This window comes from Shinella sp. 1A1, from assembly GCF_055379515.1.
Window position 1 is genome coordinate 1,522,430 of record NZ_AP039671.1, and the last position, 23,023, is coordinate 1,545,452.

The following is a 23,023-nucleotide window of genomic DNA, read 5'->3' on the forward strand; positions in this document are numbered from 1 at the left end:
CGCGAGGCCCGGAAGTATCCGGGTAGAGGCGGGATTCGCCTGTCGTCCAGACCTCTCCGGGCGCGAGATGGCTTGCCGCTGGCTTAAAGGAAAACCGGCCAAGTCCATTTCTATGTGCCTTGTTCCGTTGTCATATTAGGTTTTCCCCAGCCGTTTCGCGGAGCAGCCCGAAAGCCCCCGAATAAAGCCGCCGGCCCGCCCGTCGATAGGAGGATTGCGGTTGACGAATGTCATGGGCCTTGCCAGCATGCCCGCCACTCGGACCGTCCAGTTGCATTGTGGGGGCATAGGTTGACTGCGGGTTCCATCATCGCGACGATCCTGATCGTTCTCGCCGGCCTTCTCGCCGTGCCGGCCGTCAGCCATACCAATGCGGGCACCACCTTCTCCCTGATGGCCTCCTCCATGGCCTTCGTCGCCATGGGCATCGCGCAGTTCATGGCGACGCGTCCGCCCTTCATCGAGCGGCTCTTCGGCGGCCTCGACCGCATCTACCAGTTCCACCGCAAGATCGGTATTGCGGTGCTCTGTCTTATCCTCGTGCACTATTTCGTGGCGCCGGATTTCCAGGGGCTCTCGCTGACGGGTGATCTCAACAAGCTCGCCAAGACGGCGGGCGAGTGGGCTTTCTACGGTTTCGTCTTCCTGCTCGTCCTCTCCATCGTGAAGGTCGTTCCAAAGACGCGCTTCCAGATTCCCTACCAGTACTGGCGCTTCACGCACCGGCTCATCGGCCTGCTCTTCGTGCTGGTCGCCTTCCACCAGATGTTCATCAAGCGCCCCTATGACGGCACGGCGCTGCTGGCGACCTATCTCAACCTCTTCGCCCTCCTCGGCGTGGTCAGCTATGCCTATACGCAATTGTTGCCCTGGCTCCGCACGCGCAGATACGAGGTGGTCGACGTTCACCGTCACGACGGCGCGACGATCATCACGGCGCGGCCGACCGGCCGCAAGCTTCGGGCCTTGCCCGGTCAGTTCGGCTTCTTCCGGGTCAACAAGTCCGGTCTTCGCGAGCCGCATCCCTTCACCATCGCCGGCATCGAGGACGACGGCACCGTCCGCTTCGCCATCAAGCCGCTCGGCGATTATACCAAGGCGCTGCGGGAGGCGGTGGCGGTGGGGGATCCGCTGACGCTTGAGGGCGGATACGGCCATTTCAACCACAGGCGCGGCGGCAAGAAGCAGATCTGGCTTGCCGGCGGCATCGGCGTCACACCGTTCCTCGCCATGGCGAGCCGGCTGAAGGGCGACGAGGGGCAGGACATCCACATGGTCTACTGCGTGCGCGACGGCGCGGAAGCCATCGGCGTCGACACCTTCAGGGCGCAGGCGGAAAAGCTCGGCAATTTCAGCTTCGTGCTGCACAACTCGACGACCGACGGCCGTTTCGACGCTTCCAAGCTCGTCGCCGGCACCAGCATGGACCCGGCGGAGGCGGACCTCTGGTTCTGCGGCCCGCCGCCCCTGCGCATGGCCATCGAGAAGGGATTGAGGGAACTCGGCAAGCCGCCGCGCCGCGTCGAGTTCGAACGTTTCGAATTCCGTTGAGGATTTCCAGCCGGCGAGCCGGCGTTCTGGAGCGAAGGGAACAAGCCATGCGCGTGTTCAGCAAGTCATTCATCCGGCCCGGCGCGCGGCTTTTCGCGGCGCTCGGCCTTGCCGTGGCGGTTCTCTGTCCAGCCGGGGCCTTCGCCATCGACCAGTTCGCGCCGGACGCCTACGGCAGCTATCAGGCGAATGTCGAGAACGGCAAGATCATGTTCAGCGCCGCCGGCTGCGGCGCCTGCCACGGCTCCGGCGACAATACCGAATTGCTTTCCGGCGGCATGGAGATGCAGACGGCGATCGGCAAGTTTTTCGCGCCGAACATCTCCGCCCATCCGAACGGCATCGGCGGCTGGTCGAATGCGGACTTCCTCAACGCCGTGATGGTCGGCCTCAAGAAGGACGGCGACAACCTTTATCCGGTCATGCCCTACACGTCCTATGGCGGCATGAAGCCGGAGGACGTCCTGGACATCAAGGCCTATATCGAGACGCTGCCGCAATCGGATGCCGCCTCGAAGGAACACGAAATCGCCTTCCCCTTCAGCCGCCAGACGACGATCACGCTCTGGAAGCGCAGCCATTTCGTCGTGCAGGCCTACCAGAAGCGCGAAGAGACGCAGATGGAGCGCGGCCGCTACCTCGTCGAGAATGTCGGCGGCTGCGGCGATTGCCATACGCCGCGCACGACCACCTATGGCCTCGACCTTGCCCGCGCCTACGAGGGCGAGAAAGGCCTGACCGGCGCCGTCGCGCCGGATATCACCAAGGCGCGCATGGCCGGCCTTGCCTCCCATGAGGTCTTCACCAAGGGGTTGATCGGGGAGGGCAAGAAGCTCTCGGGCTCGCCGCTTTCCGATCCGGTCATGCGCCGCATCGCCGAGGGCCTTTCCACCCTTTCCGATGAGGACAGGCAGGCGATGTACGCCTTCCTCGCCGACCGCGAAGTCAAGGTGACGCCGGTCGAGACGAGCCCGACGCCGGTGTGCAGCGAGGCGACGGCGGAAAGCGCGCTCGGCGCCGGCGGGGGCAGCACGGAATTCGCCTCGGCGGCCGATGCCTTCATCGGCAAATATTGCCGCAACTGCCATGGGCCGGGCGAAAGCTCGCAGGGCTCGTTCCCCTCGGGCGAACTGGGCTCGATTGCCGCGAACCCGGCCTTCGTCACGCCCGGCGACGCCTCCAAGTCCCTGCTTTATACGAGTGTCACCAGCGGCCGCATGCCGCTCGGCAAGCGCCCCTCGGATGCCGAGGTGCAGGGCCTTGCCGACTGGATCAATTCGCTGAGCAAGTCGGCGATCCCGACCGCGGTTTCGGCGACGAAGACCGAGCGCTCCCGGCCGATGCTGAAATATCTCGATTTCGTCGATCTGGCGCTGCGCGACATTTCCAAGGTGGATGCGCACGACCAGCCGTTCATGCGTTATTTCAGCTATCGCGACCAGTATAACGGCATGATGAGTTGCGAGACGCACGAGACCTTCCTCAAGCGCATGAAGGTGCTCGCCGGCGGCTTCAAGAAGCTTCTCAATTCGCTGTCCTACGGGCCGGAACTCGTCGTTCCTGAGGAGGTGGAGGGCTCCGACGGCCTTCTGGTGCGCATCGACCTGCGCGATCTCGAATGGAGCCAGGAAGACTACGATTTCCTGGTCAACGAATATTTCTACGGCGTCGATCCGGCCAGCAACGCCTCGCTGCAGGCGCTGGCCAAGGCGACGGAAACGCAACTTCCCATCATGCGGATCGACTGGTTCATGAGCAACGGCGCCCGGCCGAAGGTCTATAACCGTCTCATGAAGCTGCCGACCAACATCATCGAGCTGGAGCAGCGCTTCGGCGTCAACGTCGCGCAGAACATCGAGCGCCGCCGCGTCGTCCGCGCCGGCTTCGCCGACGGTTCCTCCGGGGTTTCCGACCATAACCGCATGCTGGAGCGGCACGACATGCCCTTCGGCGGCTACTATTGGAAGTCCTACGATTTTGCCGGCGACGTCGGCCGGCAGGTGCTCAAGCGTTTCCCGGCCGGGCCGGACGGTATCCGCCTGAAAGCCGGCCTGCTGCCCTTCGAGCACGATGGCGGTGAAATGATCTTCTCGCTGCCGAACGGCATGCAGGGATATTACCTGTCGACCAACAAGGGCGACCAGCTCGATGTCGGCCCGGCGAAGATCGTGTCCTTCCGCAAACGGCCGATCGGCAAGGGCGTCGAGATCATCAATGCCCGCTCGTGCTTCGATTGCCATTTCGACGGCATCCTGTCGAAGCGCGACCAGCTGCGCGAGCATATCGAGACCTCCACGCTGTTCTCCAGGGACCAACAGGACGAGCTGCTCGCCCTTTATGTGCCGCAGGAGGAGCTGAACGAGGTCTACAAGCGTGATACCGACCGCTTCGTCTCCGCGCTCGACCGCCTCGGCATCACCGAGGCGACGGCCGGCGGCGGCAAGACCAGCCTCAAGGCGCCCGGCGGGGCGGAGATCTTCACCTACTTCGCCGACAAGTACGAGGACGAGCTGAACTTCGAGCAGCTTGCCGCCGAGTTCGACATGACGCCCGAGCAGTTCGCCTCCGACATCCGCCGTCTGACGGATGCCGGCGCGTTGCGCATCGGCCTCGACTGGGTCGCGACGCTGGAGGCGGGGGCCACCGTTCCGCGCGTCGAGCTGGAGGAGCAATATGCCTTCATGCTTCAGCCGCTTCTGCAGCTCGAACCGTTGAAGCGCGGCGTCAACCACGACGCGGTCGCCGTCGATACCGCCACCCACCAGCAGCCGGATCAGGCAACCGGCGACGATCAGTATCAGGCGGCGACGAACACCGCCCACGCCGTTCCGGCCTACAAGCAGGACGACAAGGCGCAGGCCGACAAGGTGAAGCTCGCCCTGCATGTGCCGTCGACGAGCGCGAAGGTCGGGGATTACCTCAGCTTCGAGCTCAGCACGAACCACGACTGCGAGCTCCAGGTGGTCTATGTGGAGGATACCGGCAATGTCGAGATCATCCCGGACGTGATGATCGGCGACACGACGCTCCGTCCCGGCGAGCGGCGTGTCATTCCGCAACCCGGCAGCGGCAACCTGACCTTCGATTCGCCGTCGCCCGGCGAGACGATGATCGCCGTTTGCAAGATCGGCGGCCTCGGCGACCAGAAGCTCACGGCGGAAAAGGCCAAGCAGATCGTTGCGGGCTCCAGGCAGCCGACCACGCGCGGCCTTGCCATCAACCTTGCCAAGCAGGCCGAACAGGACAACGGTGCGAGCGGCCTGCAGATGGTGACGTTCGAAATCCAATGATAGCAAGGGCAGGGGCCTCCGGCCCCTGCCTGCCGATTCGACGAGGACATGAGGGGACTGGACGGACCATGCTGATGCGATACCGGGAGCATTTTCGCATTTCTTCGGCGCGCCAAGGCGGTCCTGCCCCCGGTCTCGCACGGGCACCGTTGCGGGCCTTCATCGCGATCGCGCTTGCGACGACCGCTTTCGTCCTTGCGGATACGGCGCCGGCATCGGCGTCCTGCGAGGCGTTCAACGGCGTCGTCGATGCCTTCAATGCCGGTGACGAGCAGAAGGCGTTTGCCGCCGCCGAGACGGCGGGTACGGCCAATTGCAGCGCCAACGAGCGCACGCTCGTCGGCCGCGTCGCCGCGCTGACCGCCTTCAACCGCATCGCCGCCGATGTCGGCAATGGCGGCAAGCTTGCCGATCACCGGCAGGTGCTGGAGGAACTGAAGGAGAAATATGGCGGCCCCTGGCAGGTTTATGACGCGCTCGGCGACCTTGCCCGTGAGCGCAAGGATTACGAGGAGGCCGCGCGGCTCTACCAGATCGCGCTGGAGGACGGCTCCAACAAGACGCTGACGCCGGACTGGATGGCGCCCGACGAGGCGTATATCCTGCGCCTCGACCGGCTTGCAGGCGAAATGCGCCTTGCCGCCCCGCGCCCGGTCAAGCTCTCCATGCGCGGCGGCTGCAAGATCGCGTTCCGCGGGGTCACGATCAAGAAAAAGTCGACGCCGGTGCGCTACGTGTTCGGCACGGCGGATTTCACGCCGGAGGGCGTCGAGGCGGCGAAGGACCTCGCCGAGTGCCTGAAGGCCGTCAAGCCGGCCGCCATCAAGCTCATCGGCCACACCGACCCGGTCGGCACCGCGGAGGCCAACTACAAGCTTTCGCTGGCGCGCGCCGAAACGCTGAAGACCTACCTTTACGATGCCGGCTATGCCGGCACGATCACGACCGTCGGCAAGGGCGAGGACGAGCCCTTCAAGCCGGACGATGCCAGCGCCTATGACACGGAGACGCTGAACCAGCTGCACCGCCGGGTCGAGGTGGATCTCGAATGAGGGCGCTGCTGCCGCGCCTCCTGGCGCTTTCCCTCACCGCTGCCTTTCCGGGCGCCGCCCTCGCGGCGCAGACCTACGGGCTCGTTGTCGGCGTCGACCAGTATCCGAACGATGTCAGCCTCGACGGCGCGGTGCGCGACGCGGAGGACGTCTACCGCTCGATGAGCGCCGCGGGCTTCAAGGTCGTGAAATTCACCAATTCCGAGGCGCGCAAGGACGATATCCGCAAGGCCTGGACGGACATGGTGGCCGAGGCGGCGGTGGGCGACACCATCATCTTCACCTATGCCGGCCACGGCGCGCAGATGCCGGAACTCATCGCGGGCGACGAGGCGGACGGGCTCGACGAATTCCTCCAGCTTCCGGGCTTCGACCGCAACCGCTACGAGGAGACCTCCAGGGAGATCATCGTCGACAACGAGATGAATGCCTGGTTCGCGGAGGCGGAAGGCAAGGGCGTGCATGTGCTCTTCGTCTCCGACAGCTGCTTTTCCGGCGGCATGAGCCGCTCCATCAAGGGCAAGTCGCGCCTTGCGCCCGCCGTGAAGGTCAAGCTCGCCGCGCCCTCGCAGGAGGCGATCGACGGTGCCAATCTCAAGGAAATCGACTTCAAGCAGGTGACGGTGCTCGCCGCGTCGCTGGAGAGCCAGCCGACGCCGGAGGTCATCATCGACGGCGAACCGCGCGGCGCGCTGAGCTGGAGCTTCGCCCGCGCGGTGGAGGGCAGCGCCGACCGCAACGGCGACGGCATCATCACCCGCATCGAACTGGAGGACTATGTCTTCTCGAATGTGAAGAACCGCTCGGAAGCGCTGCAGGTGCCGAATTTCACGCCGCAGGTGGCGCGCTCGGAGAGCGAGGTCGTCGTGCGCCTCACGCGCGGCCTTCCCGGCAATGGCGAGGCCGCCGGCGACAATCCGACGCCGCACGCCTTCAAACCGGCGCGGGAGCTCGGCTGGACTGGCAAGATCGCCCTTGAGATCGACGGCGATGCCGAAAAGCCGGAGAACACGGACGGCACGGGCACGCCCTTCCGCTGGGATGTCGCCAATGGCGTCTTCTATACGCCGAACGGCGATGTCGCCGCGGAAAATATCGGTCCGGACCGCATCCAGGCGGTGGTCGGCAAGTTCGTGCTGCTCGATTTCCTGAAGGCCATGGCCAGCCAGAATCCCGGATCCGTCTCCCTGAGGCCGACGCGGGATATCTATGCCGCCGGCGATCGCCTGCGCTTCGACGCCCCGGCCGGGCGCTATCCCAACATGCTGGTCTTCAACCTCGCCAATACGGGCGAGGTGCAGTTCCTCGACATGCAGGCGGCGGGAACGGCGAGTTCCGAGTTCAAGCTGACCGATGTCGAGGTGGTCAAGCCCTTCGGCGCCGATCACCTCATCACGATCTGGACCGCCGAGCCGGTGGACGCCATCGGCGCGGTGCTCGCCGACCGCAACGTGACCGCCGCCGCCTTGCTCCAGGCGCTGATGACGCGCCTCGACGGCAAGGAGGCGAGCGTCGCCATCCAACCCCTTTACACGCGGGAAGCGCTCTGATGATCCGGTATGCCGCAGCCCTTCTGCTTTCGCTCGGTCTTGGCTCCATGGCCTCCGCCGCCGACCGCGCGCTGATCGTCGGGATCGGCACCTATGCCAACCTGCCGGAAAAGATGTTCCTCGAAGGGCCGAAGAACGACGCGCCGCTGATCGAGACGCTGCTGAAGGAAAAGCTCGGCTATCCGGCCGATTCGATCCGCGTCCTGCGGGACCAGGATGCCAGCCGGGCCGCGATCCTCGCCAGCATCGACGACTGGCTGGTCAACGGCACGCAGCCGGGGGACCGCGTCTATTTCTATTTTTCGGGCCACGGCCTGCAGGTGAAGGACGTGAGCGGCGACGAGGAGGACGGGCTCGACGAGGCGCTTTCCACCTATGACATCGCCGCCGGCGACGGCGACTGGACCAATGTGATTCTCGACGACGAGATCGATGCGATGCTGGCGAAGCTCAAGGATCGCGCCGTCACCATCGTCATCGATGCCTGCCACTCCGGCACCATCTCCCGCTCGCTCTCGACGGAGGTCGCCGAGGCGATGGAAAGCGCGCGCTTCCTGCCGCGCCCGCATGCAAAGCCAGGCGAAGCGGTGAAGACACGCGGCCTGCGCATCGATGTCGCCGTGGTCGACAAGCCGGAGACCGCCAGGCAGAACGGCGTGGAAGCGTGGAGCGCCGCCTCGCCCTATCAGGTCGCCTGGGACGATACCCGCCTGCCGCCGGAGGAGAGGCACGGCGTCTTCACGCTCTCCTATGTCAACGGCCACGAGACCGCCGCCGCCGACAGCAATGGCAACGGCATCGTCTCCAATGCCGAATTGCTGGAATATGTGAAGAAGCAGTCTCAGTCCTATTGCGCCGCGCAGTCGGAATGCCAGGGCCTAGACCCCCAGCTCGAGGTGAATTACGCGCTGCTCGGCGCCAGCGCCGTCGCGCCGGCAGATGCCGGCGGGCAGGCGCAGCAGGCGGGCGGCGAGACAGCGCAGCAGCCGACGACCGATTACGGCAAGGTCGAGGAGGTGAAGGTCGAGAACACCCAGCAGACGGCCTATGTCGCCGCCGACCCGGTCGAGGCCGTCGGCGATATCCTCGGCAAGGCCGAGACCGGCGACGTCCAGGTGGCGCTCTCCTCGGACTATCTGAAGACGGGGGACGCCTTCCGCATCACGGTGACGAGCGCCACGAGCGGGCTCCTCATCCTCTACGACGTCGACAAGGACGGCAAGGCGACGCAGATATTCCCCAACGAGGCGGCCCGCAAGATCACGCCGCTGACCGCCAACATGCCGCTCACCATTCCAGACGACTATTACGGCTTCGATTTCGAGGCCGACGGGCCGGGCGAAAACGTCCTTGTCGCCATCGTCATCGCCGACGACGTCGATCTCACCAAGGTCGCCCCGAACGACTATGGCCTGACGAAGGAACTCGACGCCCGCACCACCATCGCCGATATAGCCGGCACGCTGAAGCAGACCTGGACGCGCGACACGGAGAACCGCAGCGTAAACTGGTCGCTGGGACTGCTGAAATATACAGTCCACTAGGAAGTCGATCGCTTCGCTGGCGGTATATGCTCCTGATGACAAATCAGGCGGCATTTTTCGGGACGCGGAAACCAGGTGAAAGTGGTGAGCGCGCAGGGATTCGAACCCTGGACCTACTGATTAAAAGTCAGTTGCTCTACCGGCTGAGCTACGCGCTCCCAAGCGGAGCGAATGCGCTCCTCGGAAGTGCGCGGAACATATGCAGGCGGGTTTGCCGGGTCAACCCAGAAAATGTGGCGAAAAACAGCTTTTGCTGCATTTCGCCGCGTTCTCCAAAAGGTGATTGGCAGGAGCGGGGCGCGGCGGCTATCAGAGGCGCAAACGGAGATGCGGGCGGGCCGGTTGCGGTCTGGAGCCGCTTTCTCCGGCCGTGGTGGAGTAGCCCCTTGTCGATTGCCGATATTTCCCTTCTGAGCGCGCTTCTTGCCGGGGCGCTGTCCTTCCTGTCGCCCTGCGTGCTGCCGCTCGTGCCGCCCTATCTGTGCTATATGGCGGGCATTTCGGTGGACCAGTTCCGCGGCAGCGAGGCGGTGGCGGTGCGGCGCGATACGCGGGGCGCTGTGCTGCTGGCGGCCTTCTTCTTCACGCTGGGCTTTGCGACGGTGTTCGTCGCGCTCGGCGCCGGGGCCTCGACGATCGGCATGGTGCTGCGCAAGCATCTCGACGTGCTCGCCCAGATCGGCGGCGTCATCATCATCCTGATGGGCCTGCATTTCCTCGGCGTGCTGCGCATCGGGCTCTTTGCCCGCGAGGCGCGCTTCCAGGGCGGTGGCAAGCCGGCGACGGCCTCCGGCGCCTATATAATGGGCCTTGCCTTCGCCTTCGGCTGGACGCCCTGCATCGGTCCGGTGCTGGGGGCGATCCTCGGAATCGCCGCGGCGCGCGAGACCGTCGGCGACGGTGCGGTGCTGCTGGCCGTCTATTCGCTCGGCCTTGCCATTCCGTTCTGGATCGCGGCCGGCTTTTCCGGCGCCTTCATGCGCTTCCTCGTGCGCTTCCGCCGCCATCTCGGCACGGTGGAGAAGATCATGGGCGGGCTGCTGGTCCTCACCGGCCTTGCCTTCATCTTCGGCTATGTCAGCGCCGTTGCGATCTGGTTCCAGCAAACGTTTCCCATTCTCTCGCAAATCGGCTAGTCGGAAACATCATCCTCGGCAAGCGGAAGCAGACCTTAGCCCATGGCGGATATCATCGGACTGGTCCTGCCGTTCTTCGGCATGATTCTCCTCGGCTACGTGGTCGCGAAGATCACGAAGCAGCCGGTCGAGGCGCTCGGCTGGCTCAATACCTTCATTATCTACATCGCGCTGCCGGCCCTGTTCTTCAAGCTGGTGGCGAAGACGCCGATCGAGCAATTGACCCGCGTCGATTTCATCGTCGCCGATGTCGGGGCGACCTATCTCGTCTTCTGCCTGATCTTCGCCCTGGGGCTGTGGCTGCGCCGCGCGAGTGTCGGCGAGGCGACCATGCAGGGGCTTGCCGCGGCCTATGGCAATATCGGCTATATGGGGCCCGGTCTTGCGCTGCTCGCCTTCGGCGAGCCGGCGGCGGTGCCCGTGGCGCTCGTCTTCTGCTTCGAGAACATGCTGCATTTCATGGTGGCGCCCGCTTTGATGGCGCTTGCCGGCGGCGAGAAGCGGCCGGCCCATCAGGTCGTCGGCGGTATCCTCCACAAGATCGTCACGCATCCGTTCATCATCGCGACGGCAGCCGGTTTCGCCGCCGCCTTTGCCGGTTTCGAGCCGCCGCAATCCCTGCAGCGGCTGATCGATTACCTGGCGCAGGCGGCCGCGCCCTGCGCGCTCTTCGCCATGGGCGTCACGCTGGCGCTGCGACCGTTGAAGCGCGTGCCGGTGGAGATCGGCTATATCGTGCCGGCAAAGCTCCTGCTGCTGCCGGTCGTCATGTATCTGGTGCTCGGCCTTGCCGGCAATTTCGATCCGGTCTGGGTCTATACGGCCGTGCTGCTCGCGGCGCTGCCGACCGCGACGAATGTCTTCGTCATCGGCCAGCAATATGGCGTGTGGCAGGAGAGGGCGTCGGCGACGATCCTCATCACGACGGTTCTTTCCGTCGCGACGGTGACGATCGTGCTCTACCTCATCAAGTCAGGCCTGCTTCCGGGCGACCCGTTCCCTTAGGCCCTCGCGAAAGGCCTTCAGCGAGCCGAGCGGTTCGATGCCCTCGCGCATGACGATGCTGCGCAGCGGCCCGAGGGCGGACAGCAGGTGCAGGCCGGCGGACCGCAGGAATTGCACGGGCAGGAAATCGGAAAGCAGCGAGCGGTTGAGGAGATCGACGCTGAGCGTGCGCGAGCGGATGTCGGCCTGGCGTCTGCGGTCGAAGCGCTCGCCAAGCGCAAAATAGTTCGCCGGCTCACTATCGCCGATCAGCTCCTTGAGCGCCATGATGTCGCGCAGGCTGAGGTTGAGCCCCTGCGCGCCGATCGGCGGGAAGGCATGGGCGGCCTCGCCGAGCAGCACGAAGCGTCCCTTGCCGAAATGGTCGGCCGTCATGCCGGAGAGCGGGAAGCTCTGGGCGCCGGCTTCGACGGTGACCTTGCCGAGCATGGACTGCATGCGCTCTTCCACCGCCTGGCCGAGGTCGGAAACGGGCAGGTCCCGCAGCCGCGCCGCTTCCTTCGGCGGCAGGACCCAGACGAGGCTGGAGCGCCGGCCGGGCAGGGGGACCTGCGTGAAGGGGCCGCTTTCCGTGTGGAATTCCGTCGAGACATTGCCGTGCGGCCGCTCATGCGCAAAGTTCAGCACCAGCGCGGATTGTGGATAGGACCAGGCACGAACGCCGATGCCGGCGCTGTCGCGGATGCGCGACTTCTTGCCGTCCGCACCGACGACCAGCGCGGCGAGGACACGCTCGCCATCGTCCAGCACCAGCTCCACGCCGTTCTCGAAGCTGTTGGCGGCCGTCACGCCGTTTTCCAGCCGCGCGATATTGCCCTGCGCCGCGATGCGCTCGTCCAGTACCTTGAGGAAGGGGAGATTGGGAATATTGTAGCCGAACGCATCGAGCCCCACCTCGCCGGAGCGGAAGGCGACCGGCGGCGCGCGCAGGAGCCGTGTCGTGCCGTCGAGGATCTGCATGGTCTCGAGCGCGGCGGCGTGCGGGGCGATCGCATCCCAAAGCGCGAGCGTCTTCAGGAAGGCGATGGACTGGTCCATGAGCGCTGTCGTGCGGCCGTCCGCAACGCGGGTCGGCGGGGCAATCAGCGCGACGGTGCGGCCCGAATCGGAAAGCGCGAGGGCCGCGAGGCTGCCGGCAAGGCCCGCGCCGACGATCGCGATATCGAATTGTCTCATGACCGACCTCCGGAATGGGAAACGTTTCCCACAGATTTGCGATGCTTGTAGCGGGCAAGAGTAGGGCCGCAAAGAGGCAATTTCCATGGGATGAATCCGCGCAGGGCCGGATACGCACCGGCGGGCCGCGGATTTTCACTGGCGATGGCCGGCAATCAATGCATATTACGGCAAGACACGAAGAGGGCGCGTTCGGCGGATCGCGGCCGGGAAAAAGCCCCAAGGGATGGACGGCGAACCGCAATGAAATTCTTCAACTACAAGCGCGTGCCCTATGCGGAAATCCGCGCCTTTTCCGTCCATATCCTGACGGCGTCCGGCTCGTTTCTCGCCTTTCTCGGCGTCGTGGCCGCGGCCGAGCACCGTTTCGTCGACATGTTCTGGTGGCTCGGCCTTGCGCTCCTCGTCGACGGCATCGACGGGCCCATCGCGCGCAAGGTGCGCGTCAAGGAAGTGCTGCCGAACTGGTCCGGCGATACGCTGGACAATGTCATCGACTACGTGACCTACGTATTGCTGCCGGCCTTCGCGCTCTACCAGAGCGGCATGATCGGCGAGCCGTGGTCCTTCGTCGCGGCCGGCGCCATCGTGGTGTCGAGCGCCATCTACTATGCCGACATGGGCATGAAGACGGACGAGTATTTCTTCTCGGGCTTCCCGGTCGTGTGGAACATGGTGGTCTTCACGCTCTTCGTCATACAGGCGAGCGAGGTGACGGCGTCCGTCGTCGTCTTCGTTTCTGTCTTCCTTACCTTCATGCCGATCAATTTCCTGCATCCGGTGCGCGTCCAGCGGCTGCGGCCGCTCAATCTGGCGATCTTCTTCCTCTGGTCGTTCCTCGGCATCTATGCGCTGCTCCTGCATTTCGCATCGCCGGCCTGGGTGGTCTGGGGCGTGGTCGGCACCGGTCTCTATCTCTATGTCATCGGCGGCGTGCTGCAGGTCTTTCCCAGCCTCGGCCGGCGCTAGAGCATTTTCGCTTTTCTCCGAATCACGAAAACGCTCTAACTCATTGTTTTGTCGCATTTCCGGACGCAAAACCGCTTCGCACTTTTGCTGGAAATGCTCTAGAACCCGGAGGAGCATGACATGACCAAGGCGATCGTCGTTCGCAGTCTCGGCGGGCCGGACGTCCTGAAACTCGAAGACGCGCCGCTCGGCCCGCCGGGTCCGGGCGAGGTGCAGATCCGGCAGGCGGCCATCGGCCTCAACTTCATCGACGTCTATTTCCGCACCGGCCTCTATAAGGCCGACCTGCCGTTCATTCCCGGTAAGGAAGGGGCGGGAACGGTGACGGCGGTCGGCGAAGGCGTGACGGATTTTACCGTAGGCGACCGCGTCGCCTATGCCTCGGCGGACGGCGCCTACGCGGCCGAGCGCAATGTCGCGACGAAGCACCTGGTGAAGGTGCCGGAGGGCATTTCCCTGGAAACTGCCGCCGCCATGATGCTGAAGGGCATGACGGGGCAGTATCTGTTACTCCAGACTTACCCTGTGAAGCCCGGCAGCGTGATCCTGTTCCATGCGGCGGCGGGCGGCGTCGGCCTCATCGCCGGCCAGTGGGCAAAGGCGCTCGGCGCGACGGTGATCGGCACGGCCGGATCGCAGGCGAAGATCGATCTTGCGCTGGCGCACGGCTACGACCACGTCATCGATTACGGCAGGGAGGATTTCGCGGCCCGCGTGCGGGAGCTGACCGATGGGGCCGGCGTCGATGTCGTCTACGATTCCGTCGGCAAGGACACGTTCCCGAAATCGCTGGACTGTCTCAAGCCGCGCGGCCTCTTCGTCAGCTTCGGCAATTCCTCCGGCCCGGTCGATGCATTCAATATGGGGCTTCTCGCCCAGAAGGGCTCGCTCTTCGCCACCCGCCCGACGCTCTTCCATTACATCGCGACACGCGCGGCGCTCGATGCATGTGCAAATTCGCTCTTTGATGTTGTGCGCAGCAACAAAGTGCGTATCAATATTCATCAGACTTATTCGCTGGCGGACGCGGGACGCGCCCACACGGATCTGGAATCAAGAAAAACGAGTGGAACGACATTGCTCATTCCCTGAAAACGACCTGAAGAGGCGCGGGGAACGGGATTGCAGGAAAGAGGGGCATAGTGTCAGCCGTTGGAGCGTCTGGGGGCCGTCCGTTGCTGGCTGTCCGCAGCCTGACAAAGCTATTCGGTTCGTTTGCCGCCTGTAACGGCATCGACCTCGATATCCAGCCCGGCGAAATCCATGCCCTTCTGGGCGAGAACGGCGCCGGCAAGTCCACCCTGGTCAAGATGCTGTTCGGCGTCCTGGCGCCAACCAGCGGCGAGATTCTGTGGAAGGGCGAATCCGTCCGCATTCCAAGCCCCGGCGCGGCCCGCCGCCTCGGCATCGGCATGGTCTTCCAGCATTTCTCGCTGTTCGAGGCGCTGACGGTCGCCGAGAACATCGCGCTGTCGCTGAGCCCCGGCATCTCGCTCTCGAAGGTGGCCGAGGAAGCCTCGCGCCTTTCCCATCTCTACGGCCTGCCGCTCGATCCGAAGGCCCATGTCGCCGACCTTTCCGTCGGCGAGCGCCAGCGCATCGAGATCGTGCGCGCGCTGCTGCAGAACCCGGAACTCATCATCCTCGACGAGCCGACCTCGGTGCTGACGCCGCAGGAGGCCGACCGCCTGTTCGAAACGCTCGCCAAGCTGAAGGCCGAGGGCCGCTCGGTCCTCTATATCAGCCACAGGCTCGAGGAGGTGCAGCGCATCTGCGACCGCGCCACCGTTCTTCGCCACGGCAAGGTCACCGGCGCCTGCGACCCGCGCAAGGAGACGCCCGCTTCGCTCGCCCGCATGATGGTCGGCAGCGATGTCGCCTCCGTCAGCGCGGCGGGAACGAATGCCAAGGGCGACGTGCTGCTCGAGGCAAGGCATCTCAGCGTTCCGGCGCGCACGCCCTTCGCCGTCGCGCTGAAGAACGTCTGTCTCAAGGTGCGTGGCGGCGAGGTGTTGGCCATCGCGGGCGTCGCCGGCAACGGGCAGGGCGAGCTTTTCGATGCGCTCTCCGGCGAATATCCGGTCGCCGATGCGTCAGCCGTCTCGGTCCGCGGCAGGGCCGCCGGCAATCTCGGCATCACCGCCCGCCGCCTGATGGGCGCCGGCTTCGTGCCCGAGGAGCGCCATGGCCATGCCGCCGTGCCGGGCCTGCCGCTTTCCGACAACCTCGTTCTGGCGCGCAACCAGTCGGATCGCCGAACGTTCCTTTCCGGCGGCATCCTCGGCATCATCCGCCGCGCCGTCGTGCACATCGCCTCGCGGCGCATTTCCGAGACGATGGACGTGCGCAAGAGCGGCGAGGACCCGGCCGCCGGCTCGCTTTCCGGCGGCAACCTGCAGAAATACATCGTCGGCCGCGAGCTCGACCGCCAGCCGGCCGTGCTGATCGTCAACCAGCCGACCTGGGGCGTCGATGCGGGGGCGGCAAGCCGCATCCGGCAGGCGCTCGTGGACCTTGCGAAATCGGGCTCGGCGGTGCTGGTGATCAGCCAGGACCTCGATGAGATCTTCGAGGTGGCGACGGAGATCGCCGTCATCAGCGAGGGGCGGCTTTCCGATGCCTATCCGGCCCGCGAGCTGACGCGCGAAAAGATCGGCCTCCTGATGGGCGGCATGTACGGCAAGACCGAGGGCGAGGAGGCGGCTCATGCGCATTGAACTCGAAAAGCGCGCCAATCCCTCGACATTCTATTCCATCCTCTCGCCTTTCCTGGCGCTTGGCCTGACGGTCATCGCCGGCGGCATCATGTTCGCGCTGCTCGGCAAGAGCCCGGGCTCGGCGCTCTACAGCTTCTTCATCGAGCCGCTGCTCGACGTCTGGTCGCTGCACGAGATCGCCATCAAGGCCGCGCCGCTGATCCTGATCGGCGTCGGCCTTTCCGTCTGCTACCGCTCGAACAACTGGAACATCGGCGCCGAGGGGCAGTTCATCGCCGGAGCGATTGCCGGCTCCATCGTGCCGGTCGTCTTTCACGACTGGCATTCCTCGCTCGTCCTGCCGCTGATGCTGATCTTCGGCATGGTCGGCGGCGCGCTCTATGCCGGCGTGCCCGCCTTCCTCAAGGCACATATGAACACCAACGAGATCCTGACGAGCTTGATGCTGGTCTATATCGCCCAGCTCTTCCTCGACTGGCTCGTGCGCGGCCCCTGGCGCAGTCCCGATGCCTACAACTTCCCGGTGACGCGCGATTTCGCGCCGGAGGCGATCCTTCCCGAGCTCGTTTCCTCCGGTCGGGCCAATCTCGGCTTCGCCTTCGCCATCATCGCCGCCGTCGCGCTGTGGGTGATGATGCGCTACACGCTGAAGGGCTTCGAGATCACCGTGCTCGGCCAGTCGGAGCGGGCAGGGCGCTTTGCCGGCTTCTCGTCAAAGCGCATGATCTGGTTCTCCATGCTGCTGTCCGGCGCGCTCGCCGGCCTTGCGGGCATTTCCGAGGTCAGCGGCACCATCGGCAAATTGCAGCCGATCATCTCGCCCGGCTATGGCTTCACGGCGATCATCGTCGCCTTCCTCGGACGCCTCAATCCGCTCGGCATCATCGCGGCGGGCCTGTTCCTGGCGCTCACCTATGTCGGCGGCGAGGCTGTGCAACTGACGCTCACCGTCTCCGACAAGGTCACGCGCGTCTTCCAGGGGCTGCTGCTCTTCTTCGTGCTCTCCTGCGACACGCTCATCCAGTACAAGATCCGGCTGGTCTTCTCCCGCCTTACCCGTGGAAACGAGGGAGCGCTCTGATGGGCATGATCGAGGCCATCCTCCTGACCGTGATCACCGCGGCAACGCCGCTCGTGCTCGCCTCCATCGGCGAGCTCGTCACGGAGCGCACCGGCGTGCTCAATCTCGGCGTCGAGGGCATGATGGTGATGGGGGCGGCCATCGCCTTCGCCGCCACGCAGGTCACCGGCTCGCCCTATATCGGCATTCTCGCCGGCATTGCCGGCGGGGCGCTGTTCTCGCTGCTCTTCGGCTTCCTGACGCTGACGCTCGTCGCCAACCAGGTGGCGACCGGCCTTGCGCTCACCATCCTGGGCCTTGGCGTTTCCGGCCAGATCGGCGAGCCCTATGTCGGCATGTCGGGCGCCAAGCTCGAGCCGATCGCGATCCCGCTGCTCGCCGACATTCCCTTCATCGGCCCGCTGCTCTTCAAGCAGGACATCATCTTCTACCTGTCGATCGCCATCGTCATCGGCGTCAACTGGTTCCTGTTCAAGAGCCGCGCGGGCCTGAAGGTCCGGGCGATCGGCGACAACCATGCCTCCGCCCATGCGCTCGGCATCCATGTCATCCGCACGCGCTATCTCGCCGTGATGTTCGGCGGCGCCTGCGCGGGCCTTGCCGGCGCGCAGCTCTCGCTGGTCTATACGCCGCAATGGGTGGAGAACATGTCGGCCGGGCGCGGCTGGATCGCGCTGGCGCTGGTCGTCTTCGCCTCGTGGAGGCCCTGGCGGGTGCTGCTCGGCGGCTATCTCTTCGGCGCGGTGTCGATCAGCCAGTTGCATGCGCAGGCCTTCGGCATCGGCATTCCGTCGCAGTTCCTGTCGGCTCTTCCCTATGCCGCCACTGTTATCGTACTAATCCTGATATCGCACAACCGGCGCATGACGCTGATCAACACGCCTGCCTCGCTCGGCAAGCCGTTCGTGCCGGATCGGTGACGAGAACAAGAAGACGGGAAACAACCACTCCAACCCTCAGAGGATAAAATGAAGAAAATCATTCTCGCTCTCGCAACGTCGGCCGCCGTTCTCGGCTTCGCCGTCGCCGCCAGCGCCCAGGACAAGACGAAGATCTGCTTCATCTATGTCGGCTCCAAGACGGACGGCGGCTACTCCGAAGGCCACGACCGCGGCCGCCAGGAACTCGAGAAGGAGATGGGCGACAAGATCGAGACCGCCTTCCTCGAAAACGTGCCGGAAGGCCCGGATGCTGAACGCGCCGTCGAGCGCATGGCGCGCTCGGGCTGCGCGCTCGTCTTCACCACGTCCTTCGGCTTCATGGATGCGACGATCAAGGTCGCGCAGAAGTTCCCGGACGTGAAGTTCGAGCACGCGACCGGCTTCAAGAGCGCGGAAAACGTCGGCACCTACAATGCCCGCTTCTATGAAGGCCGCTACATCCAGGGCGTGATCGCCGCCAAGATGTCCAAGAAGGGCGTCGCCGGCTACATCGCCTCCTTCCCGATCCCGGAAGTCGTGATGGGCATCAACGCCTTCATGCTTGGCGCGCAGTCCGTCAACCCGGACTTCAAGGTCAAGGTCGTCTGGGCCAATACCTGGGCCGACCCGGGCAAGGAAGCCGATGCCGCCAAGGCGCTCGCCGACCAGGGCGTCGACATCCTGACGCAGCACACCGACTCCACCGCGCCGATGCAGGTCGCCGCCGAGCGCGGCATCCACGCCTTCGGCCAGGCCTCCGACATGATCGCGGCCGGCCCGAACACCCAGCTCACCGCCATCGTCGACACCTGGGGCGCCTATTACGTCAAGCGCACCAAGGCGGTTCTCGACGGCACCTGGAAGTCCGAGCAGATCTGGGACGGCCTGAAGGACGGCATTCTCACCATGGCGCCCTATACCAACATGCCGGACGACGTGAAGAAGGCCGCGGAAGACGTCGAGGCGAAGATCCGCTCCGGCGAGCTGCACCCCTTCACCGGCCCGGTCAAGAAGCAGGACGGCTCCGAGTGGCTGGCCGCTGGCCAGGTTTCGGACGACGGCACGCTGCTCGGCATGAACTTCTACGTCGCCGGCGTCGACGACAAGCTGCCGCAGTAAGCGGCAACGCACCGACCAAAGGAAAGGCGCCCCTTGCGGGCGCCTTTTCCGTTTGTGCCCGCGAAAGTCCTATCTCCTTGTTTGTGCGCAATTCCGCGCGCAAAACCGCTTCGCACTTTTGCTGGAATTGCTCTATACCTGCCGGATGGTTCCGCGGAAGAAGGGGTTCTTCGGAACGGAGGAGGGGAAGGTTCTTGCGCAAGGGTTTGCTTGAAACGGTCATCAGCGGGATGAACACGCGCACCAGTCATGCGCAGGTGGTCAACGAGCTGGGCCGGGCCATCATCGCGGGCGAATACCCCGTCGGGGCGACGTTGCCGGGCGATGCCGAGCTTGCCGCTCGCTTCAAGGTTTCGCGTACGGTGCTGCGCGAGGCGATGAAGACGCTGGCCGCCAAGGGCCTCATCGTGCCGCGTGCGCGCATCGGCACGCGCGTGACGCCGAACACGCAATGGAACCTTTTCGACAGCGATATCCTCACCTGGTACTTCGCCGTCGGCATCAACGAGGACTTCCTGCTGCACCTTTCGGAAGTGCGCCTTGCCTTCGAGCCGCATGCCGCCGCGCTTGCCGCCCGCCATGCCACGGAAGCCGATATCAGCCAGATGATGCGGCTCGCCGTCGCCATGGGCGATTCGGAGCATACTGCCGAAACGCTCGCCATGGCGGACCTGAAATTCCACCTCTCGGTTCTGGAAGCCTCGCGCAACCCGTTCCTGCGCACCGTGGGCAGCCTGATCGAAGCGGCGCTCGTCGGCGCCTTCAAGCTCAGCTCCCCCGCCGCCGACCGCGGCAAGAGGGGGGATGTGGCGGCAACGCATATCCGCATCGTCGAGGAGATCGACCGGCGGGACGAGGAGGGTGCGCGCCGGGCGATGGAGAATGTCATCCGCGTCGGCCGCGAGCGTGTCGTTCAAGCCCTGCGCGAGGGGCAGCAGGTAGCCGGATAGCGGCGATCGAAGTCCTGGTCGGCAGCGTTGCGTGGAGCAACGCGCCTTTCGTTTGATAATGTAAGAGGACAGGTGGATTTCCGCCCCGCAGGCGCAAGGCGGAACCGGCTTAGTCGTCGTTGCTGGCGTTGAGGTCTTCCGGGCGCTTGCCTTCGTCGGCGGTGTGGCCGGCAACCTGTGCGGCTCCCATTGCCTGGTAGAGGTTGAAGAGCGCTTCGCTGGCGCGTGCCGCGAGACGGAACCATTCGCTGTTGCCGGCAATCGCCGGATGCTGAAGCAGCTGGTCGTCGACGAGGTCGAGCACGATGGAGGCCGTGTGTACCGCCTCGTGGAAGCCGAAGGAGCCGGAGGCGTAGTGTGCCATCAGCTCGGGCGGTGTCATTGCGCGCTCTTCCGCAAGGATGTCGAGCTGTTTCAGGCGCTCGTCCTCAAGTTCGATGTCGGTGCTTTCCAGCATGATCGTCTCCTGCGTCAAAGATAGTCGAAGCGTATGCGGCGGCGAATCAGGAGAAGCGACCGGTCTGGCTGAATGCGGTAGGTTTCGATCACCTGCCGGCCACGATCGTCATAGAACCGGTGATCGAACGTGCTGCCGATGGGCGATTTCGTCAGCTTCGTGCGCGGCTGGTGGCCGCCATAAGTGATGCTTCCGGGAATGGGCTCGATGCCAGGGCCATCCGCGATGGTGCAGGCGGTGAGGGCAAGGGCGGTCATAAGGGGCAGGGCGATACGGAACATGGAAGAATCCTCCACGCGCATTCTAGCAGATTGCGCGCCATGCGAAACGGGCGGCCGAAGCCGCCCGTCGTTCGCGTCAGCCTTGCGGCGTCAGCGTTACGGAAGTACCGGTTGCCGCGAGGTTGAGGCCGATCTGTCCGCTGACGCTGATCGTCTGCAGATGGATCGAGCCGGAAGTGCCGCCGATGAGCACATTGGTGCCGATCCCGACACCGACCGTCGCTTCCGCCGTGGCGCCCTGGTAGAGGCCACCGAGCGAGCCCTGGTGATAGCCGGCGGTCGGGGCGAACACGGCCCAGATGATGCGGCCCTGCGTCGTGAAGCCGAGGTCCACGCCCATCTTGCGGATGACGCCGCTATAGGTGTCGTGCTCGCCGTTCGTCGCCTTGAATACGCAATCGACGCTCTTGGCGGAGCCCAGCACATAACCGACGCCGCCGCCGACATCGCAGGTCAGCATGCCGATTTTCACCCCGTCGCGTGCGCCGGGATCGACATAGGCGGGGGCTTCCTCGCGAATGACCATGTCCGCCGCGCCGGCCGTCGTCGCGAAAACCTGCGCAAGGGTCAACGCCAGGGCAGTTCCAAGCTTTTTGTTCATCTGTGCACTCCTTCTAACTGGCACGATAATGGCGAATCCGGTGCATTGGTTCCCGGTTGCCCGTCATCTCATGGCCAAGATCGTGGCGGAGTGTGGGCACGCGAAGGGCCGCCAACAGCAACTTAAGCGCCAGCGACTTTTCGGTTACACCTGGTTTATCGTCGGCAGGTGCGAGATTACCTCGTTGCGGCTCTGCTCGTCGAGGGGAGCGATGTGATCGTTCCAGAACGCCTCGGCCAGCCGGCTTTCATGCTCCCACTTGCGGGTGCTGAGAAGATTGTCGTCGATCTTGGCGAGCCGCCCGCCGCCCAGGCGAAGATATTCAGCGGCAAGCTTTGCGGTGGATGTCCGTTCCATGGCCGGCCTCCTGTGGTGCGTAGGCGAAACCGGCAGGCCGCCCGATTGTTCCGGGCAACAAAAAAGGCCGGGGCGAAAACGCACCGACCTTCCTCATCATCACCTGTTCACCCGTGCCAGTACATCCGTGGTCAAAAGCATCAGGCGATGGCGGCGATTGCGAGCGGCAGAAACGTTCCAGCGCTCATCAGCAATGCCGTTGACCGTGATATAGGAGGCCAATGTGTCGAAAACAAGGGCGGTTCGGCAAAAGCAGAAATTTCGCTGCCGGGGCCCACGTGCTAGCCGCAGCTAAGCTTCATTTCGCGCGCATGGACAGGTTTATCGAAGCGGACCTCGATCAGGCTGCCGGTCGCCTTCGCCTCATACATCGCCCTGTCGGCATTATCGAGGAAGGCGCTGAAGCCCATATCGTGCGTGGCTTGCGCTATGCCGATGGCCGCGCCGACCTGAATGGGCTCACCATCGATCTGCATGAGATCCGCTATCCGTGCCGCGAGGCCGAGGTACCGCGCGAGCGTGATCGGTCGAGCGGAACTGAACGAGGAAACGACGGCAAATTCGTCGCCGCCCAGCCGGGCGACGAAATCGCCATCGGCGCTCCATTCGCGTATCCGTCGGGCAACCTCCTTCAACACACGGTCGCCGATGGAATGGCCGAACCTGTCGTTCACCTGCTTGAAGCGGTTCAGGTCTATATAAGCGAGCGACAGGCGGCGTTCGTCGGAGGTCACGGAAAGGGCTTCGACAAGATGGGCCTCGAAGGAGGCCCGGTTGTGAAGGCCCGTCATCGCGTCGGTCCGGGCGGCATGGAGGATAGCGTTCTCCAGCGCCTTGCGCTCCGAATTGTCGATCACGATCTCGATGTCCAGGCTTTCGCCGGCAATCCTTCGGCGCTGCGCGGTGATCAGCGTCGGGAAGATCTGCCCGTCGCTTCTCAGCATCTCCACTTCCGTGAGGTCGTAGAAGCCCTGCGTTTCGAGGAGATGCATCCGCTCGAGCCTGGCGGGATGATCTATCGGGTAGGGAAGATCGATGGCGAGCGGCTTTTCCGCCAGTTCCTCCCAGGAACGGCCGACCAGCCGCAGATATGCCGGATTGACCTTGATGTAGCGGGAGTTGAAGTCGGTCGTCGAAATCGAGAACGGAACAGGGGAAACGTCGAACAGGTCGCGCAATGCCGAGTTGAGAACGTCTTCGGAAATCATGGCCCCTCTAAGCACGGCGCGCGGCCGGCCTCCCTGTCGCATGGCGCAGACGATAGGGG

At 64.6% G+C, this 23,023-nt stretch carries 20 protein-coding genes and 1 tRNA gene; 14 read left to right on the plus strand and 7 right to left on the minus strand.

The window, feature by feature from the left end:
• Window positions 1–291: 291 nt before the first annotated feature.
• From ACZ48C_RS07720 to ACZ48C_RS07740, 5 genes are all read left to right on the plus strand, one after another.
• Window positions 292–1,551 carry a ferredoxin reductase family protein gene (locus tag ACZ48C_RS07720; RefSeq protein WP_464782647.1) on the plus strand — a complete coding sequence of 420 codons (1,260 nt, stop codon included), beginning with the start codon at window positions 292–294 and terminating at the stop codon, window positions 1,549–1,551.
• Window positions 1,552–1,598: 47 nt separating this feature from the next.
• On the plus strand, window positions 1,599–4,841 hold the full coding sequence (locus tag ACZ48C_RS07725; protein ID WP_464782648.1) for a c-type cytochrome: 3,243 nt from the start codon (window positions 1,599–1,601) through the stop codon (window positions 4,839–4,841).
• 149 nt (window positions 4,842–4,990) lie between these two features.
• Window positions 4,991–5,893, plus strand: a complete 903-nt coding sequence (locus tag ACZ48C_RS07730) for an OmpA family protein (protein ID WP_464782649.1) — start codon at window positions 4,991–4,993, stop codon at window positions 5,891–5,893.
• Window positions 5,890–7,443, plus strand: a complete 1,554-nt coding sequence (locus tag ACZ48C_RS07735) for a caspase family protein (RefSeq protein WP_464782650.1) — start codon at window positions 5,890–5,892, stop codon at window positions 7,441–7,443. The genes ACZ48C_RS07730 and ACZ48C_RS07735 overlap by 4 nt, the downstream gene beginning before the upstream one ends.
• Window positions 7,443–8,987 (plus strand): caspase family protein, encoded by a 1,545-nt coding sequence (locus ACZ48C_RS07740; RefSeq protein WP_464782651.1) that lies wholly within the window; start codon window positions 7,443–7,445, stop codon window positions 8,985–8,987. The genes ACZ48C_RS07735 and ACZ48C_RS07740 overlap by 1 nt, the downstream gene beginning before the upstream one ends.
• A gap of 82 nt (window positions 8,988–9,069) precedes the next feature.
• On the opposite strand, the gene ACZ48C_RS07745 is transcribed toward ACZ48C_RS07740, so the two are convergent.
• Window positions 9,070–9,145, minus strand: a tRNA-Lys gene (locus ACZ48C_RS07745).
• Window positions 9,146–9,373: 228 nt separating this feature from the next.
• Between ACZ48C_RS07745 and ACZ48C_RS07750 the strand changes: the two genes are divergently transcribed.
• Window positions 9,374–10,123, plus strand: coding sequence for a cytochrome c biogenesis CcdA family protein (locus ACZ48C_RS07750; RefSeq protein WP_464782652.1), 750 nt, complete (start codon window positions 9,374–9,376; stop codon window positions 10,121–10,123).
• 42 nt (window positions 10,124–10,165) lie between these two features.
• Window positions 10,166–11,128 (plus strand): AEC family transporter, encoded by a 963-nt coding sequence (locus tag ACZ48C_RS07755; RefSeq protein ID WP_318911978.1) that lies wholly within the window; start codon window positions 10,166–10,168, stop codon window positions 11,126–11,128.
• On the opposite strand, the gene ACZ48C_RS07760 is transcribed toward ACZ48C_RS07755, so the two are convergent.
• Window positions 11,096–12,304 carry a UbiH/UbiF family hydroxylase gene (locus ACZ48C_RS07760; RefSeq protein WP_464782653.1) on the minus strand — a complete coding sequence of 403 codons (1,209 nt, stop codon included), beginning with the start codon at window positions 12,302–12,304 and terminating at the stop codon, window positions 11,096–11,098. The genes ACZ48C_RS07755 and ACZ48C_RS07760 overlap by 33 nt on opposite strands.
• A gap of 243 nt (window positions 12,305–12,547) precedes the next feature.
• Between ACZ48C_RS07760 and pcsA the strand changes: the two genes are divergently transcribed.
• From pcsA to ACZ48C_RS07795, 7 genes are all read left to right on the plus strand, one after another.
• Window positions 12,548–13,273, plus strand: coding sequence for a phosphatidylcholine synthase (gene pcsA / locus ACZ48C_RS07765; RefSeq protein ID WP_119256317.1), 726 nt, complete (start codon window positions 12,548–12,550; stop codon window positions 13,271–13,273).
• Window positions 13,274–13,393: 120 nt separating this feature from the next.
• Window positions 13,394–14,365, plus strand: coding sequence for a quinone oxidoreductase family protein (locus ACZ48C_RS07770; protein ID WP_464782654.1), 972 nt, complete (start codon window positions 13,394–13,396; stop codon window positions 14,363–14,365).
• A 50-nt stretch (window positions 14,366–14,415) separates the two neighbouring features.
• Window positions 14,416–15,990 (plus strand): ABC transporter ATP-binding protein, encoded by a 1,575-nt coding sequence (locus ACZ48C_RS07775; RefSeq protein WP_464782655.1) that lies wholly within the window; start codon window positions 14,416–14,418, stop codon window positions 15,988–15,990.
• Window positions 15,980–17,071, plus strand: a complete 1,092-nt coding sequence (locus tag ACZ48C_RS07780) for an ABC transporter permease (protein WP_464782656.1) — start codon at window positions 15,980–15,982, stop codon at window positions 17,069–17,071. The genes ACZ48C_RS07775 and ACZ48C_RS07780 overlap by 11 nt, the downstream gene beginning before the upstream one ends.
• Complete coding sequence (locus tag ACZ48C_RS07785) at window positions 17,071–17,991, plus strand: ABC transporter permease (protein WP_318911971.1); 921 nt, start codon at window positions 17,071–17,073, stop codon at window positions 17,989–17,991. Before ACZ48C_RS07780 ends, ACZ48C_RS07785 begins: the two co-directional genes overlap by 1 nt.
• Before the next feature lie 48 nt (window positions 17,992–18,039).
• Window positions 18,040–19,110, plus strand: coding sequence for a BMP family ABC transporter substrate-binding protein (locus ACZ48C_RS07790; protein WP_464782657.1), 1,071 nt, complete (start codon window positions 18,040–18,042; stop codon window positions 19,108–19,110).
• 230 nt (window positions 19,111–19,340) lie between these two features.
• Window positions 19,341–20,060 carry a FadR/GntR family transcriptional regulator gene (locus ACZ48C_RS07795; RefSeq protein ID WP_464782788.1) on the plus strand — a complete coding sequence of 240 codons (720 nt, stop codon included), beginning with the start codon at window positions 19,341–19,343 and terminating at the stop codon, window positions 20,058–20,060.
• Window positions 20,061–20,169: 109 nt separating this feature from the next.
• Here ACZ48C_RS07795 and ACZ48C_RS07800 read toward each other — a convergent pair whose 3' ends face one another.
• The 5 genes from ACZ48C_RS07800 to ACZ48C_RS07820 form a co-directional block, all read right to left on the minus strand.
• Complete coding sequence (locus tag ACZ48C_RS07800; RefSeq protein ID WP_318911969.1) at window positions 20,170–20,517, minus strand: hypothetical protein; 348 nt, start codon at window positions 20,515–20,517, stop codon at window positions 20,170–20,172.
• Window positions 20,518–20,531: 14 nt separating this feature from the next.
• On the minus strand, window positions 20,532–20,798 hold the full coding sequence (locus ACZ48C_RS07805; protein WP_464782658.1) for a hypothetical protein: 267 nt from the start codon (window positions 20,796–20,798) through the stop codon (window positions 20,532–20,534).
• Window positions 20,799–20,874: 76 nt separating this feature from the next.
• Entirely contained in the window at window positions 20,875–21,399 is a 525-nt protein-coding gene (locus ACZ48C_RS07810; protein ID WP_119256326.1) for a DUF992 domain-containing protein, read from the minus strand.
• A gap of 144 nt (window positions 21,400–21,543) precedes the next feature.
• Window positions 21,544–21,756: a hypothetical protein gene (locus ACZ48C_RS07815; protein WP_119256327.1), complete on the minus strand. Its 213-nt coding sequence runs from the start codon at window positions 21,754–21,756 to the stop codon at window positions 21,544–21,546.
• Window positions 21,757–22,037: 281 nt separating this feature from the next.
• On the minus strand, window positions 22,038–22,964 hold the full coding sequence (locus tag ACZ48C_RS07820) for a diguanylate cyclase domain-containing protein (protein WP_464782659.1): 927 nt from the start codon (window positions 22,962–22,964) through the stop codon (window positions 22,038–22,040).
• Between the last annotated feature and the right edge of the window lie 59 nt (window positions 22,965–23,023).